This window comes from Streptomyces sp. NPDC016845, from assembly GCF_044332585.1.
In the GTDB taxonomy this organism is placed as follows: domain Bacteria; phylum Actinomycetota; class Actinomycetes; order Streptomycetales; family Streptomycetaceae; genus Streptomyces.
On the sequence record NZ_JBIRPI010000001.1, the window covers coordinates 167,251 to 183,231 of the forward strand.

Consider the following 15,981-nt stretch of genomic DNA (forward strand, 5'->3'; position numbering starts at 1 on the left):
TCGGTCCGACCGGTGCGGCTCGATCTCGGGCACGACGCCGGTTTTATTCCCCGCCGCGCGCTCGGGACCACCGTAGCGGCAATGCGCGCGAAGTCCTCCTTCGCGTCGGGGGCTAGATCGTCGGGCCTTTCCGGGCCGGTGGCGTGGCCGACGGGAGGGGGCGTGGTGCCGATTCGGGGTGGTGGGTGGGCGGCCCCCCTTTCGAACGCTTACGATCCTCTGCGTGTCCAAACTGACCGACGTGCCCAAACGGATCTTGATCGGGCGCGCACTGCGCAGTGATCGGCTCGGAGAAACGCTCCTGCCGAAGCGCATCGCTCTCCCCGTCTTCGCTTCCGACCCGCTGTCCTCCGTGGCGTACGCGCCGGGCGAGGTCCTGCTGGTCCTCTCCATCGCGGGCGTGTCGGCCTATCACTTCAGCCCCTGGATCGCCGTCGCGGTCGTCGTGCTGATGTTCACGGTCGTCGCCTCCTACCGGCAGAACGTGCACGCCTACCCGAGCGGCGGCGGCGACTACGAGGTGGCCAACACCAACCTCGGCCCGAAAGCCGGGCTCACAGTCGCCAGCGCCCTGCTCGTCGACTACGTCCTCACCGTGGCCGTCTCCATCGCCTCCGGCATCGAGAACCTCGGCTCGGCGGTCCCCTTCGTGGTCGAGCACAAGGTGCTGTGCGCCTGCGCCGTGATCGTCCTGCTGACCGTGATGAACCTGCGCGGCGTCAAGGAGTCCGGGAAGCTCTTCGCGATCCCGACGTACGTCTTCGTCGCCGGCGTCTTCATCATGATCGCCTGGGGCGCCTTCCGCGGCATCGTCCTCGACGACTCCATGCGGGCGCCCACCGCCGACTACCACATCAAGGCCGAGCACCAGGGGCTCGCGGGCTTCGCGCTCGTCTTCCTGCTCCTGCGCGCCTTCTCCTCCGGCTGTGCGGCGCTCACCGGCGTCGAGGCGATCTCCAACGGCGTACCGGCGTTCCGCAAGCCCAAGTCGAAGAACGCCGCGTCTACGCTCGCCCTCATGGGCGCGCTCGCCGTCACCATGTTCTGCGGCATCATCGGGCTCGCCATGGCCACCAAGGTCCGGATGGCCGAGAACCCGGCGACCGACCTGATCCACAACGGCATCGCGGTCGGCTCCGACTACGTGCAGAACCCGGTGATCTCGCAGGTCGCCGAGGCCGTCTTCGGCAAGGGCAGCTTCCTGTTCGTCATCCTGGCGGCGGCCACGGCCCTGGTCCTCTTCCTCGCCGCCAACACGGCGTACAACGGTTTCCCGCTGCTCGGCTCGATCCTCGCGCAGGACCGCTACCTGCCGCGCCAGCTGCACACCCGCGGCGACCGCCTCGCGTTCTCCAACGGCATCGTGCTGCTCGCGGGCGCGGCCATGCTGCTCGTCGTCATCTACGGCGCCGACTCGACCCGCCTGATCCAGCTCTACATCGTCGGCGTGTTCGTCTCCTTCACGCTCAGCCAGACGGGCATGGTCCGGCACTGGAACCGCCACCTGCGAAGCGAGCGCGACGCCGAAAAGCGCCGCCACATGATCCGCTCCCGCGCGATCAACGCGTTCGGCGCCTTCTTCACCGGCCTCGTCCTCGTCGTCGTCCTGGTCACGAAGTTCACGCACGGAGCCTGGGTCGCGCTGCTCGGCATGTGCATCTTCTACGCGACGATGACCGCGATCCGTAAGCACTACGACCGGGTCGCCGAGGAGATCGCCGCGCCGGAGACGCCCTCCGACGACAGTGTCCGCCCGTCCCGGGTGCACTCCATCGTGCTCGTGTCGAAGATCCACCGCCCGACGCTGCGCGCGCTCGCGTACGCCAAGTTGATGCGTACGGACACCCTTGAGGCATTGAGCGTCAATGTTGATCCGGCCGAGACGAAGGCATTGAGGGACGAGTGGGAGCGTCGAGGTCTTGACGTGCCGCTCAAGGTGCTCGACTCGCCCTACCGCGAGATCACCCGGCCGATCATCGAGTACGTGAAGAGCCTGCGCCGGGAGTCGCCCCGCGACGCCGTCAGCGTGATCATCCCCGAGTACGTGGTCGGCCACTGGTACGAGCACCTGCTCCACAACCAGAGCGCGCTCCGCCTCAAGGGGCGCCTGCTGTTCACTCCGGGGATCATGGTGACGTCCGTCCCCTACCAACTGGAGTCCTCCGAGGCGGCCAAGAAGCGGGCCCGCAGGCGCTCCGAGTGGAACGCGCCGGGCGCGGTGCGCCGTGGGCCGGTGGAGAAGCGGCCCAAGGAGCCGAGCGGCAAGTAGCGGCGCGCCTCGACCGGGCCGTGGTCGGCTCATGGTGAGCGGCCGGGTGACAGCCACGTAGACTGGACGGCTGTTGTCCGGCCGCTTTCATGTGGTCACGTTCCCCCTTACGTACTGGAGCCCCCGCCATGCAGGCAGAACCGAAGCAGTCCCTGGTGGGGGAGGAGTACGAGGTCGAGATCGGGCCCGTCGCGCACGGCGGGCACTGCATCGCCCGCACGGCCGAGGGCCAGGTCCTCTTCGTCCGGCACACGCTGCCCGGCGAGCGGGTCGTGGCCCGGGTGACCTCCGGCGAGGAGGGCGACCGCTTCCTGCGCGCCGACGCCGTACAGGTGCTCGAGGCGTCCAAGGACCGCATCGAGGCGCCGTGCCCGTACGCGGGCCCCGGCCGCTGCGGCGGCTGCGACTGGCAGCACGCGAAGCCGGGCGCGCAGCGCCGCCTGAAGGGCGAGGTCGTCGCCGAGCAGTTGCAGCGGCTCGCGGGCCTCACGCCCGAGGAGGCCGGCTGGGACGGCACGGTGATGCCGGCCGAGGGCGACAAGGTTCCGGCGGGCCAGGTGCCCTCCTGGCGCACGCGCGTCCAGTACGCCGTGACGGAGGACGGGCACGCGGGGCTGCGCCGCCACCGCTCGCACGAGGTCGAGCCCATCGACCACTGCATGATCGCCGCGGAGGGCGTCTCCGAGCTGGGCATCGAGCAGCGGGACTGGTCGGGCATGGAGTCCGTCGACGCGATCGCCGCGACCGGCTCCCAGGACCGCATGGTGATCCTGGAGCCGAAGCCCGGCGCCCGCCTCCCCCTCGTCGAGCTCGACAAGCCCGTCTCCGTCATGCGCGTCGGCGAGAAGGACGGCGGGGTGCACCGCGTGCACGGCCGCGCCTTTGTGCGCGAGCGCGCGGACGACCGTACGTACCGGGTCGGCAGCGGCGGCTTCTGGCAGGTCCACCCGCAGGCGGCCGAGATGCTGATGCGCGCCGTGATGCAGGGACTGCTGCCGCGCAAGGGCGACACCGCGCTCGACCTGTACTGCGGCGTCGGCCTGTTCGCGGGCGCCCTCGCGGACCGCGTCGGCGAGAAGGGCGCGGTGCTCGGCATCGAGTCCGGCAAGCGTGCCGTCGAGGACGCCCGCCACAACCTCGCCGCCTTCGACCGGGTCCGCATCGAGCAGGGCAAGGTCGACGTGGCCCTGCCCCGCACCGGCATCACCGAGGCCGACCTCATCGTCCTGGACCCGCCGCGCGCGGGCGCCGGCAAGAAGACGGTCGCCCACCTCACGACCCTGGGCGCCCGCAAGATCGCGTACGTGGCCTGCGACCCGGCCGCGCTCGCTCGTGACATCGGGTACTTCCGGGAGGGCGGGTACAAGGTGCGGACGCTGCGGGTGTTCGATCTGTTTCCGATGACGCATCATGTGGAGTGCGTGGCGATTCTGGAGCCTGCCGAGAAGGGTGCCTGACCTGCGGTTTTGAGCGTGCGCGTTATGTGCGGCGTGGGCGTCACAGGCGATATCTTGACGCTCATTCGACGCTCGTCCTGGTGGGGTGTCAGATGTGTTGCGTCGCTATCGTGAACCCGCGGCGATCCGGCCGGGGGTGACGTCGAGCCTGGGAACTCGGATTCAGGACCAGCCTTCCGCTAGGAACGTGTTGCTGTGCCGAGGCGGCGGCGATGCGCTCGTTGTCGGCAGGTCGCTCCGCAGTAGTGCGCCGGGCGCCCGGTGGACCGGGTCTCGAGCCGGACCCCGCATTCCTCGCACCGTGATGCTCCGTGAGGCGCGTGGGGAGAGTCACGAAACCCGCGCCCTTCCGTTACGAATGAGGAGGCCCGCAGGCTCTCGAGTGCCAGCCGCACCATGCGGGTGCCGCCGTTCCGGTCGCGGTGCGCGGCCCGTATCGTCGCGCACCCGACGGTGAAGGCCGAGACGTCGTCCATGGTGACGTCGGTGCGGACCCCACCAACCTGCTGTGCGGCGCGGAGCAGTTGGTCAAGTGCCTGGCGGAACCGTCGTGTCGATGCGGCCAGGAGAGGCCGTGGCCAGGTCGTTCGCGTGGTCAGGGCATCGCATGCGTGATTACGCCCGTGGGACGTTTCGACGACCTCCAGGAGGAAGCCGAAGAATGCCGCGGCAGGATCTGAGCGGGCCTCCCACTGCCGAGCGGTCTCCACCAGGTCATCGACCTGTTGGACAAGTACGGCCTCCAGCAGAATCTCCTTACTGGGGAAGTGCCGGTACACGGTGCCGGCGCCGACCCCCGCCTGCCGTGCGATCGCGTCGAGTGAAAGGTCCGGGCCGTGCTCGTCCAACGCCTGCGAAGCGGCGGCGAGTGCCTTCCTGCGGTTACGGCGGGCATCGGCCCGACCGGCGTCCTGGGGAGCTGCGGTCATGTCACGTAATCCCTTGTCCGTGCCGCTGAAATGGATGGAGCATTCCACATCGGCCCCGGGCCCGATCCGACTGGGCCCACCGACCATTCCGAGGCGGAGGACGATATGAGTAGTGACCGTTTGGTCGTCGTGACCGGTGCGACCGGTCGGCAGGGCGGCGCCACCGCACACCGGCTCCTGGCGGCCGGAAGGCCGGTCCGTGCGCTCGTACGGGACACGACGGCACCCGCCGCCAGGTCACTTGAATCCGCAGGAGCCGAGCTCGTGCGTGGCGACTTCGACGACCCTTCGAGTCTTCCTGCTGCGCTGGAGGGAGCAGCGGCACTCTTCGCCGTACCGCCCGTGGCCTTCGGACCGGCCGGTTCCGACGTGGAGCGTGAGTTCACCCGTGGCCGGGCCCTGATCGATGCCGCGGCGTCAGTGGGAGTCGAGCACGTCGTGTTCTCGGGCATCGCGTCCACGCCGGGTCGTCCAGGTGGCTCCGAGGGGAAGAGACGCATCGAGGACTACCTGCGTGAGCGGATCCGGTCGGTGACGGTTCTGCGCCCGGTACGGTTTATGTCGAACTTTCTCGGTTCGACGCCCATCGCTCTCGACGGCATCGCCCAAGGCGTGCACCGACACATTTTCCCGCCGGATGAACCTGTCCAGATCATCGCGGTGGAGGACATCGCCGAGTTCGCGGCGCTGGCTTTCGATCAGCCGGACCGGTTCGCTGGACGGAGTCTGGAGCTGGCCGGGGATGCCCCTACCCCTGTCGAGGCGGTCGTCGCGATCAGCGAGGCCACTGGTGCCGCCATTCGCTACGAGCAGATCACTCACGCCGAGGCGGCGGCACTCAACCCCGAGATCGTTCAGGTCCGGGATCGCTGGGCAGCCGGATCGCGCTGGCATGCAGACATCGAGACCCTGCGCGTCATCCATCCCGGACTGCGGACGCTCGGGGACTGGCTTGCCGAGTCCGGCGCCACCCTGCTGCGGAAGCAGCTCCTCAAAACCGCCTAGAACTTCGGCCATCGGGCTGATCGTCCTCGTTCTGAGTAGTAGCAGACGCGCATCACGGTGCGTGGCTCGGGGCATCCCGCTGCCAGCAGCAGCACTCCGTAGAAGGCCGTGTGCGCGCGGCACTTGTGGGAGCCGTCGAGGAAGGCGCAGTCGGCGGGCCGGCAGAGCACACGCATGGAGATCTGGGTCACACGATGTCACAGGGGGCGTGCAGGCGGTGTCTTGAGCTCGAACCGCTCGAAACGAGGGAGGCATCATGTTTGAGAACACCGACGTCGTGGTGATCGGCGGGGGGTACGCAGGTGTCATGGCGGCCAATCGTCTGACGCAACACGACCATGTGACCGTGACTCTGATCAACCCGCGCCCGACCTTCGTCCACCGGGTCCGCCTGCACCAACTGGTCGGCGGGACCGACGCCGCTGTCGTCGGCTACCCGGAGGTCTTGGCTGCGGGCGTGCGGTTGGTCGTCGACAGCGTGACGCGGATCGATGCGGCGGGGCGCGGTGTGGAGCTGGCGAGCGGTGGTGTGGTCGGTTACGACTACCTGGTCTACGCGGTGGGCAGTGGCAGCGCAGACCCTCAGGTGCGCGGGGCGGCCGAGTTCGCCTACCCGCTCGCGAGCCTGGAGGAGGCGCACGGGCTGCTTCCGGTCCTCGAGGCCGCGTCGGCGTCGGCCGCGGTGACGGTGGTCGGAGCAGGTCCGACGGGCATCGAGACCGCCGCCGAGCTGGCGGATCAGGGCCGCAGCGTGACCCTCGTCTGCGGTGGGGTGCTCGGGCCGTACTTGCACCGGAGGGGTCGACGGTCGGTGGCCGGGCGACTGGCGGCGCTCGGGGTGAAGATCGTGGAAGGAGCCGCCGCGAGGGTGTCGGCGGTGACACGGGATGCGGTGCGGCTTGCCGACGGCCGGGAGCTGCCCAGCGCGGTGACCATCTGGACCGCAGGCTTCGGCGTGCCGGACCTGGCCTCCCGCAGTGCGCTGAGCACTGATGCCCTGGGCCGCCTGCTCACGGACGAGACGCTGACGAGCGTGGATGACGATCGCATCGTCGCGGCCGGTGACTCGGCGGCACCGTCGGGTCTGCCGCTGCGGATGAGCTGCCAGACGGCGATGCCACTGGGCGCGCGGGCCGCCGACACGGTGCTCAGCCGGTTGGCGGGTGAACAGCCCGAGACCCTCAACCAGTCGTTCGGAGCGCAGTGCATCAGCCTGGGCCGGGCCACCGGCATCTTCCAGTTCGGCAACAGGTCCGACGTCGCGGTCTGGTTCCACATCGGCGGTCGGCTCGGCGCGAAGATGAAGGAAGGCGTGTGCAAGGGCATCGTGAAGCACTTGGCTGACGAGGCGCACAAGCCCGGTGGGTACAGCCTTCACCGCATGAAGGGAGGCTCCGGACGCCGGGAGGCATTGGAGGCCATGCGCTCCGAAGTGCCGGTTGCCGAACAGGTTTCCTAGATGCGGGCGGGCCGGTCGGGAGAGGATCAGGTCATGAGTGATGATCACGCCATGGACGGCGCGACCGAGACATTCGTCGCGCACCGTAATCTGCTTTTCACCGTCGCGTACGAGATGCTCGGCTCGGCGGCCGATGCCGAGGACGTCCTGCAGGAGACCTGGTTGCGGTGGGTCGAGGTCGACCTTGAGCAGGTGCGCGACCAGCGTGCGTACCTGGTCCGGATCACGACGCGGCAGGCGCTCAACCGGCTGCGCACCATGTCCCGGCGCAAGGAGTCGTACGTGGGTCCGTGGCTGCCGGAGCCGCTGCTGACCACGCCGGACGTGGCCCAGGACGTCGAACTCGCCGAGAGCGTCTCGATGGCGGTGATGCTGGTCCTGGAAACATTGTCGCCGACCGAGCGAGCCGTTTTCGTGCTGCGGGAGGTCTTCGACGTCGGCTACGACGAGATCGCGGCGGCGGTCGACAAGACCCCGGCAGCTGTGCGTCAGATCGCGCACCGGGCCCGTCGGCACGTCGATGCCCGGCGTCCGCGCAAGGTGGTCTCCCAGAGCGAGACCCGGGCGGCTTTGGAGTCGTTCCTGCAGGCACTGGAGGGCGGAGATCTGCAGGGCCTGCTCGACGTCCTCGCGCCCGAAGTCGTCTACATGGGCGACGGAGGCGGCGTCAAGCACGCTGCGCTGCGGCCGATCGCCGGCGCCGGCAAGGTGGCCCGTCTGTTGGTCGGCGGTCTCGGTAAGAACACGGTCCCGGTCGCCTTCGCCCACACCACGGTCAACGGCAGCCCAGCGCTGACGATCCACCTGGACGGTGAGCTGGACGCCATCATCGCGACCCGCGTAGGGGGCGGCCGCATCACCGGTCTCTACGTCGTCCGCAACCCTGAAAAGCTGTCCCGCATCGCGTCCGAGACCCCGCTCACCCTTCGATGAATGAGCGGTGGCTGATCAGCCATTTGGGGGTCAGGCACCGTTCCTGCGGCCTGGTCGCCTGGAGGCGCCTCGGCACCACACCTTCTGACTGAGTGCCGACCCCTATACGCCAAGGGGGCTCGCAAGCAGCCGAGTTGCGTGCAAGCAGACCGTCGGTCCGTTTTATCTCAATGGAAAGATCGTTCTTATGGAAGCTCTTCGATACGGGTTCCTCGTCTTCCACCTTTTCGGATTCGCCGCTCTCCTGGGCGGAATTTTCTACCAGGTGCGAGGCAAAGACCCGGTGACTGGCAGTTACATGGTGACCAGTGCGGTCGTCCAACTGGTCACAGGCGCCGGGCTGATCTGGACCCGCATATCGCTGGACTTGCCTGTGCCTCACGCCAAGATGGGCGTGAAACTGGCCCTGGACCTCCTCGTCGCGATGACAGCGCTGGTTGGCATGCGCAACAAGAAGACCTGGACCTTCTATGCCGTAGCGACGTTCACGGCGGCCGCAGCGGTCGTGGCCGTGGTATGGAAATAGCCGCAATGCCCTCGTCGCCCCGACCCGCCCGAATACGGCCTTGTACAGCACGCTTACCGAGCCTTTGCCAACCTCACGCTGGCGTGTGGTGAAGGTCAAGAACCGCCTGGACAATCGCGGTGAGGCGGTTGCTGCTGCAGCGGAATTTCCGCAGAAGGCGCCAGCCCTTCAGAGTGGGCCATGGCCTGCTCGCCGAGGCAGCGGATCTTGGCGTGCGTGCTGTTGTGACGACGCTGCCACCGCTTGAGGCGACGGCCTCGGAACGGAACACGGACGGGGTGGCCGACCCCCTGGTACGCCTTGTCCGCCCAGCACTTCAGTTCTGCCGCGGCGAGCGCGTCGATGACCCCATGGGTCCGTGCGGCGGTCAGTCGTGAACGGACCCGTGCAGGGCGGGTGACGCCCACAGCAGCCGTCCGAACGGGTCGGTGAGACCTGGACGTTCATGCCGTGGTGCTTGTGTTTTCCGGAGTAGTACGGGGTGTCGGCGGCGATCCGGTCGGTCGGCAGGAGGGTGCCGTCCAGGATCACGAACGCCTTGGTCCGGATGGTCTTCATCGCCTCGGTCAGGGTCGGGGCGAGGGCGGCCAGGACGTCGATGACCTCGCGTATGTAGCGATAGACGGTCGCGTTGCCGATGCGGAACCCGGCAGCGAGCTGGGCAGAGGTATCGCCGCATCGCAGGTGGGCCAGGGCGAGCAAAGCCTGTCGGTCCGTGGGCAGACGCCGCCAGCGCGTTCCGACCTCCCGCCGCCGGGCATGCAGTTGAGCGCTCAGGTAGCGAAGGGTGCGGTGGACGGATCGATCGACGAGGGGTAGACGAGCACGCGAAGCTCCTGGTGCCTGGTGGGGCGCCCGGTGGATCTTGGTCGTGACACCGCCCACCAGGAGCTTCATCGCGCTGTAGAGACGCCCAACTGACGGACATCCACGTCAGGTTGGAAACGGCACACTGTCGGCGAGCAGGCGCCCGGAGCGGCCCTTGGTAATGGTCGTGAACACCACGGCGTCGTGGTCGAGCCGGTGGATATGTCGTTCGAGAGCCTCCAGGACGTGGGGCGGAAGTGGGACCTCCCGGCGGCTCCTGGAACTCTTGGGGTACTCCTTGATACCGCTCTTGGTATTGACCTCCACCACGAACAGGCGCGAGCGGCGCACGTCGATGCGGTGGCGGTGCAGGGCTGAGAGCTCGCCCCAACGAAGTCCGGTATGGAAGCCGAGCAGGCACATCGTGCGCCAGGCGGGGGAGGGTCCGTCGAGGATGCTCTGCGCCTGGTCGGCCGTGAACCACCGAGGCGGTTTGACCAACAACGTCTCAGCGAAGCCGAGCCGCTCTTCAGCCAGGCCGCAGCGCAAGAGGACCGCAACGCTCTCCTGCACCTCGGCGACGTACTGAGCAGGACGGGGCGACCCGACGAGGCGGCGACGCGTTGGCGAATGGCGGCCGACGCCGGAGACACCACGGCGGCCCTCGCCCTCGCCACGGTCCTCACCAGTCAGGCTGACCGCCCTCACCTTCGCGTCGTGCTGCAAAGAGCGGCGGACGCAGGCGACAGCGACGCAGCCTTGGTGCGCGCAGCCTCGGACCTCGGAGCCTGGGCGAGACATCGGCCGGCAGGGTCCGTCAGCCTGGCGCCCCGACCTGATGCGCTTCGCCGTGACGCTCGTTTGACGCTCCAGCCCTGGCCGCCCGACATTTAGGGGCTAGAAACCCATCCTGACCTGCGCGTTCTTCGACAGCCCCAAATCGCGCGTCTTTCCGATGATGCATCACGTGGAGTGCGTGGCGATTCTGGAGCCTGCCACGAAGCAGCCGCTGTGACGGGCGGCTGCCGTCATCTGGGCTGTCTGCCGCGGGCGTTCGCCACGGCGAGGAGAGCGTTCAGCAGTTCGTCCGGGCTGAGAACGCGGACGCCGTCGGGGGCGGCGTCCCACTCACCGCCGCCGGCGAGCGGGCGGAGCTGGATGTACGGCCCCTCGTGGCCCATGACGCGTCCGACGCGGTCGCGGGCGGTGTCGTGAACGACCTTGCCGGTGGTGATGGCGGCGGGGGCACCGTCGGCGGGGGAGGACGCGCCGCCGTTCCGGACCATCCTGTCGGAGGCGGTGCTGCGGACGCCCTTGCGGGATGCGAGGGAGTGGCAGGGGCAGTTGGAGTACCTCGGGGAAGCTGCGGAGCGTCCCAATGTGACGGTCCATGTGCTGCTGCAGAGGGCAGGGTTGCACGGTCTGGTGAGCGCCGACATGTGGGACCTGTCCCTTCCGGAGGGGCGAACTGTCGCATACACCGAGAATGGATACCGGGGCGAACTCGTCGAGGACGCGGGCCCGGTCGTGCGTTTGCAGAAGACGTACGATCCGGTGCGCGACATGGCGCTCACCCCGGCTGAGTCGCGCAAGCTCATTCTGCGGATGCTGTAGGAAGCAAAGGGCGATCCATCGATGCGATCCATCGATCTGACCGCCGCCTCCTGGCGCAGGAGCGGCTACAGCAAGCAGGACGGTGGGGCATGCGTCGAGGTGTCTGACGACTTCGCCGTTGTCGTCCCGGTGCGAGACAGCAAGCTTTCACACGGTCCGGTCCTCGTGTTCCCCTCCGCTGACTGGTCTTCCTTCGTTTCGGCGCTCAGGAGCGGGCAGTTGGGCGGCTTATCCGGAGGGCGGTCATCGTTGATCGGCGCACAGGCGCGCGTGTACGGTGCCGTCCAGGCTTCGGGATCAACTACCGGTCATCGCACGGGTCGTTGCTGTCCTGAGCAACGGGTGAATACGGGGGCATCCATGACGTTCGAGCAGGAATGGGCCGGACTGCGGGCGGCGGCGGCCGAGCGTAGTGCCATGCGGCTCAACGGGATTCCGGCCGATGGTGGCGGAGGCGGCGGCGGGGGTGACCTCGTGGTCCATCGGGACGACCTTGGCGCCATCGGCAGCGACGCCTATGAGCTGCTGGGGCGGGTGCGGAAGGACGGGGACATCGCCCGTGTCTCCACGTCCGACGCGGCGACGGCGCTGACCAACGGGAACTTCGCGAGCGGTGCGGCCGTGCAGAAGGTGCACGACTTCTGGCAGACCCATCTCAAGACGCTGACGGAGTCCTGCGCGCAGATCTCGAACCACCTCGATTACAGCAAGGCCCAGCACGCGAAGGACGAGGCGAAGGTCGAGGGCGATCTCACGCGGATATCCGTCCTCTCGGAATACATGAAGTAGGGCTCGGGGGAGCGCAACACCATGCTGAAGTACGAGGACATCATCGATGCCCCGGTGGCGAAGCTGAAGGCCGCCGCCGACGACTGGTCGGAGATGGCGGGGAAGCTGGACAAGCTCGCCACCGAGGCCGGCGACGGAATGAAGGCCAAGGCGGACGGAGCGGCCTGGGAAGGCGTCAACGCAGGGGTCACCAAGGCGTTCATCGGTAAGACGGTCAAGGAGTTCGCGGACGCCGCGGCCGAGGCCAAGGGCGTGAAGCTGATCCTGGAGGACGGTTACGCGGCCATCAAGAAGGCCAGGGACGACCTCGTGAACATCCGGGACCACGAGGGGCCCGCCGCCAACATTCGTGTGGACGGCAAGGGCAAGGCCACGGCCCGGCTCCCGTTGTCCGAGCAGCCCGGGGCGCGGCACGACCCCGACTACAGCGACCTCCTGCACCAGGAGCGGAAGAACATCGAGTCGTGGCAGAAGCGGATCGACCAGATCGTCGACGACTGCAACGACACCGATGTCGCCCTCAAGAACAGCCTTGAGGCCAACGTCACCGACCGCAAGGACTTCAGCGCCCCGAAGTACACGAAGCTGGACCAGGAGGAGGCCGCCCGCGCCGCCGCTCTGGCGTCCAAGGGCCGGGACATCTCGCACGCCGAGCTTCAGCAGCTGAATGAGCTGCTGAAGGACAACCACTCGTCGGTGGAGTTCTCGAAGGGGTTCTACGAGAAGCTCGGCCCCGAGAAGTCCCTCGCGTTCTTCGGGCAGCTCTCCACGGACACGTACGAGGGCCTGAAGCTCGATGCCCAGCGCCTCAAGGACGTCCAGGACCTTCAGAAGAACCTCGGCCTCAATCTGGCCACCGCGTCCCACGACAAGGAATTCACCGACAAGTGGGGTCCCGAGCTTCGCAAACTGGGCACGGAGCGTATTCCGCTCGCCAAGAACGATTACGGCGGGCCCTTCGGCTACCAGCTGCTCGGCGGGATCATGCGGTACGGGAACTACGACGCCAAGTTCCTCAACCCGATCGCGGAACACGTGGCGCAGCTGCACGCCAAGGACCCGGGCATGTTCGCCGACAACAAGGTGGTGAACAGTACCTTCAAGAATCCGTTCAACCCTTCCGGGAAGAACGGCGCCGGTTACGACCCGAGCACCGCCATGCTGGAAGCGCTCGGCAACAGCCCGGAAGCGGCGAAGAAGTTCTTCACCGACCCGCCGACCGCGTACAACGAGGACGGCACGGTCAACCACAAGGCCACGGCCGACCTCGGAAAGGACAAGGACGGCGAGGCGATCGACAACTATCTCGACTTCTTCAGCAATGAGAAGTGGGAGTCCTTCGGCGACGTCAACTCGCTCGACCCGAAGGAGGGCAAGGCGTCGCTCGACTACATGCCCGACGCCCTCGGCCACGCCCTGGAGGCGGCGACCCTCGGCTACCCGGCCGGGCACCCGGACGTCGAAGTGAAACGGGACGACGACAACGCCGCGGTCATGCAGCAGGTCATGGAGAAGTACGCGGACGACCCGGGGCTGCTCAAGGAGCACCACGAGGCGATGGCCGACAGCCTGGGCACCATGGGCGCCGGCTACATCGACGACATCAACTGGGCGCTGACCAAGAACGATCCGGAGAGCGTGTTCGCGCCGAAGGACCCCGAAGGGCACCTCAGATTCTCGGACACCCTGGACGGGGACGGGCGAAGCGTCGTCCGCGGCTTCCTGAGCACCATGGGCCAGCATCCGGACGCCTACGCGACGCTGTCGACCGCGGAGCAGGCGTACACCACCAGCGCGCTGGAGAAGACAGTGGGCGCGGACGGGCAGCCCCACGAGGGCCCTGCCAGGGCGACCGTCCGTACGGGGGCCGAGGTGCAGGGCATGCTCGACCAGTCCCGGGCCGACCAGGTGGAGGCGACGAACCTCAAGACCCACGAGGACTACGAGAAGGCGGTCGCCAAGCGGTCGGGCTGGATCGAGTTCGGGGCCACGGCGGGCATCGCGGCGGGCGTCGCCTTCCTGCCCGCGACCGCGGCCGTGGGCACGGCGGCGGTACTCATCCCGCTCGCGACCGACACCGCCAGTGGCGCCGCCGAACAGTTCGTCGGCCAGATGGTCGGGGACGGCGCCGACAACTCGGTGGACGAGCACAAGGAGAAGGTGGAGGACCTCAACCAGACGGAGAGGAAAAAGATCTACTCCGCCGGTGAGCGCATGGCCGAGTCTCCGACGGAGGAGTACTTGGCACGTCATCCTGTGGATGCGAACGACCCTTTCAGGCAGGACCTGCTCGAATCGATGTCGGCCGGCTACGCGCGCGGCAACGACCGGGAGAACCAGCAGGGCAACGACCCGGAGACCGGCTGAGGCCGGTGGACGGTAGAGGACACGTGAGGATGCGGACAGTGATGGGTCGTAGGTCGGTACGCGGGGGGCTCCTCCCCCTGGCCATGTCCGGCGCCTTGTTCCTCGGGACCACGGGGTGTGGAGGCGACGGGGCGGACGATGGGCTTCCCGACGACTACAAGGTCGTCTCGGCGACGCAGCTCTGCGGCGGCCGTGCCGTGACCGCCGAGGCGTCCAAGGCGCTGAAGGTGATCACGGGGTCGTCGCGGTTCGAGGCGTCGGGCGAGAGGAACAGTGTCCAGGAGGCTGCCTTGCGTCTTGCGGAGGCGGCCCCGCTCGCCACCCGCACCGAGGACGTCTGCCTCATCTTCACACCCATGAATACGCGCCACTTCGAGCTCGGGATCACCTGGCAAGTGGCGGACGACGCCCCGTCGGGCCCCTCGGCACCCGAGTTCACCGAGCTGAAGATGGGCGAGCTGGCCGTGACGGCGCCGAACAAGTCGTACGTCTTCTTCGCGTGCAAGAGCGACAAGCTGCTCGGCCCGTCGAGCGCGGTCCACATCGTCATTGGCGTACGGCCCGGCGGTATGCCCACGGAGCCCGAGGGTGACGACGGCGAGCTCAAAGCCCTGAAAGACGCCTACGCCACCGTCGCCCACTCCTTCTCCCTCGCCATGGCCAAGGAGCTGGGCTGTGCGGACAACGGCGGGCTCCCCGCGCGGCCCGTGCTTCTTCCCGCGTAGCTCCCGCGTAGCCCTCACTCTCCGTCACTCACTCCAATGCACCGCGTCGCCGGGCCCCCGGCCCCCGCCTGGCAGACGCTGGGCGAGCGACACGCCGTCGCGGTGTACCGGAGGAGATCAGCATGGTCGCGGAACGGATACCGAACTGGGAGCACGCCGTCGTCACCGGCGGCGGGGGCTTCGTGGGCTCGCACCTGTGCACCGCGTTGCTGGCCGCGGGGACGGCGGTGACCTGCGTCGACGACTTCAGTACGGGGCGGCCGGAGAATGTCGCGCCGCTGGTCGGGCAGCCCGGGTTCACGCTCGTGCGGGAGAACGTCGCGGAGGGGATCACCGTCGGGCGGGACCCCGATCTGGTGCTGCACTTCGCCTCTCCCGCGTCCCCCGCCGACTATCTCCGGCTGCCGCTGCACACCCTGGAGACCGGCAGCCTCGGCACCCGCAACGCGCTGCGGCTCGCGCACCGCAGCGGCGCCCGGTTCCTGCTCGCCTCGACCTCCGAGGTCTACGGCGACCCGGAGCAGAACCCGCAGGACGAGCGGTACTGGGGACACGTGAACCCCGTCGGGCCCCGGAGCGTCTACGACGAGGCCAAGCGGTTCGGGGAGGCGTACACCACCGCTCACGCCGAGTCCGAGGGCACCGACACCGGCATCGTCCGGCTGTTCAACACTTATGGGCCCCGGATGCGCGGCCATGACGGGCGGGCCGTGCCCACCTTCATCCGGCAGGCGCTCGCGGGGGAGCCGCTCACCGTCACGGGCGACGGGCGCCAGACCCGTTCGCTGTGCTACGTCGACGACACCGTGTCCGGCATTCTCGCCGCGGCCGCCCACGGCATGCGCGGGCCCGTCAACATCGGCAACCCCTCCGAGCTCACCATGCTCGAACTGGCGCGCCTGGTCATTGAGTTGACCGGGTCGTCGTCCGACATCCGGTTCATCGACCGGCCCACCGACGACCCCGCCGTCCGCTGCCCCGACATCACCCTGGCCGTCGGCAAGCTCGGCTGGCAGCCGGAGGTCGGCGCCGAAGAGGGGCTCCGGCGCACCATCGACTGGTTCCGCGCCACCGAGAGCAGCCCCACCCGCTGACCACTGC

The 15,981-nt window shown here is 68.3% G+C and carries 13 protein-coding genes and 3 pseudogenes; 12 read left to right on the forward strand and 4 right to left on the reverse strand.

All coding sequences use genetic code 11. The features are described 5' to 3' along the window. The first annotated feature begins 223 nt into the window (after positions 1–223). The gene (locus tag ACH4RC_RS00715) at positions 224–2,269 is read left to right on the forward strand and encodes an APC family permease (protein ID WP_398193318.1); all 2,046 of its coding nucleotides are present in this window, start codon (positions 224–226) and stop codon (positions 2,267–2,269) included. 128 nt (positions 2,270–2,397) lie between these two features. Then, entirely contained in the window at positions 2,398–3,726 is a 1,329-nt protein-coding gene (locus ACH4RC_RS00720) for a class I SAM-dependent RNA methyltransferase (RefSeq protein ID WP_398193321.1), read from the forward strand. Between the two features lie 179 nt (positions 3,727–3,905). Here ACH4RC_RS00720 and ACH4RC_RS00725 read toward each other — a convergent pair whose 3' ends face one another. After that, positions 3,906–4,655, reverse strand: coding sequence for a TetR/AcrR family transcriptional regulator (locus tag ACH4RC_RS00725; RefSeq protein WP_398193323.1), 750 nt, complete (start codon positions 4,653–4,655; stop codon positions 3,906–3,908). A 105-nt stretch (positions 4,656–4,760) separates the two neighbouring features. On the opposite strand from ACH4RC_RS00725, the gene ACH4RC_RS00730 reads away from it, so the two are divergent. From ACH4RC_RS00730 to ACH4RC_RS00745, 4 genes are all read left to right on the forward strand, one after another. Next, complete coding sequence (locus tag ACH4RC_RS00730; protein ID WP_398193326.1) at positions 4,761–5,660, forward strand: NmrA/HSCARG family protein; 900 nt, start codon at positions 4,761–4,763, stop codon at positions 5,658–5,660. A 256-nt stretch (positions 5,661–5,916) separates the two neighbouring features. Beyond that, positions 5,917–7,119 (forward strand): NAD(P)/FAD-dependent oxidoreductase, encoded by a 1,203-nt coding sequence (locus tag ACH4RC_RS00735; RefSeq protein ID WP_398193329.1) that lies wholly within the window; start codon positions 5,917–5,919, stop codon positions 7,117–7,119. 33 nt (positions 7,120–7,152) lie between these two features. Then, positions 7,153–8,052 (forward strand): RNA polymerase sigma-70 factor, encoded by a 900-nt coding sequence (locus ACH4RC_RS00740; protein ID WP_398193330.1) that lies wholly within the window; start codon positions 7,153–7,155, stop codon positions 8,050–8,052. Between the two features lie 187 nt (positions 8,053–8,239). After that, complete coding sequence (locus ACH4RC_RS00745) at positions 8,240–8,578, forward strand: hypothetical protein (RefSeq protein WP_398193332.1); 339 nt, start codon at positions 8,240–8,242, stop codon at positions 8,576–8,578. 73 nt (positions 8,579–8,651) lie between these two features. On the opposite strand, the pseudogene ACH4RC_RS00750 reads toward ACH4RC_RS00745, so the two are convergent. The 3 genes and pseudogenes from ACH4RC_RS00750 to ACH4RC_RS00760 all read right to left on the reverse strand — a co-directional run bounded on the left by ACH4RC_RS00750 (position 8,652) and on the right by ACH4RC_RS00760 (position 10,671). Beyond that, positions 8,652–9,405, reverse strand: a pseudogene (locus tag ACH4RC_RS00750) (transposase family protein). Between the two features lie 106 nt (positions 9,406–9,511). Next, entirely contained in the window at positions 9,512–10,093 is a 582-nt protein-coding gene (locus ACH4RC_RS00755; RefSeq protein ID WP_398193334.1) for a hypothetical protein, read from the reverse strand. A gap of 320 nt (positions 10,094–10,413) precedes the next feature. Next, entirely contained in the window at positions 10,414–10,671 is a 258-nt protein-coding gene (locus ACH4RC_RS00760) for a hypothetical protein (RefSeq protein ID WP_398193335.1), read from the reverse strand. Between ACH4RC_RS00760 and ACH4RC_RS00765 the strand changes: the two are divergent. The 6 genes and pseudogenes from ACH4RC_RS00765 to ACH4RC_RS00790 form a co-directional block, all read left to right on the forward strand. After that, a pseudogene (locus tag ACH4RC_RS00765) lies at positions 10,643–10,999 on the forward strand (DUF5753 domain-containing protein); the annotation flags it as partial. The gene ACH4RC_RS00760 and the pseudogene ACH4RC_RS00765 sit on opposite strands and share 29 nt — an antisense overlap. 21 nt (positions 11,000–11,020) lie before the next feature. Then, positions 11,021–11,197, forward strand: a pseudogene (locus ACH4RC_RS00770) (DUF397 domain-containing protein); the annotation flags it as partial. A 162-nt stretch (positions 11,198–11,359) separates the two neighbouring features. Further along, positions 11,360–11,788, forward strand: a complete 429-nt coding sequence (locus ACH4RC_RS00775) for a hypothetical protein (RefSeq protein ID WP_398195606.1) — start codon at positions 11,360–11,362, stop codon at positions 11,786–11,788. A 21-nt stretch (positions 11,789–11,809) separates the two neighbouring features. Then, entirely contained in the window at positions 11,810–14,155 is a 2,346-nt protein-coding gene (locus tag ACH4RC_RS00780; RefSeq protein WP_398193338.1) for a hypothetical protein, read from the forward strand. Positions 14,156–14,196: 41 nt separating this feature from the next. Further along, complete coding sequence (locus tag ACH4RC_RS00785) at positions 14,197–14,880, forward strand: hypothetical protein (RefSeq protein WP_398193341.1); 684 nt, start codon at positions 14,197–14,199, stop codon at positions 14,878–14,880. Positions 14,881–15,002: 122 nt separating this feature from the next. Then, positions 15,003–15,974 (forward strand): NAD-dependent epimerase/dehydratase family protein, encoded by a 972-nt coding sequence (locus ACH4RC_RS00790; RefSeq protein WP_398193343.1) that lies wholly within the window; start codon positions 15,003–15,005, stop codon positions 15,972–15,974. Positions 15,975–15,981 lie beyond the last annotated feature (7 nt).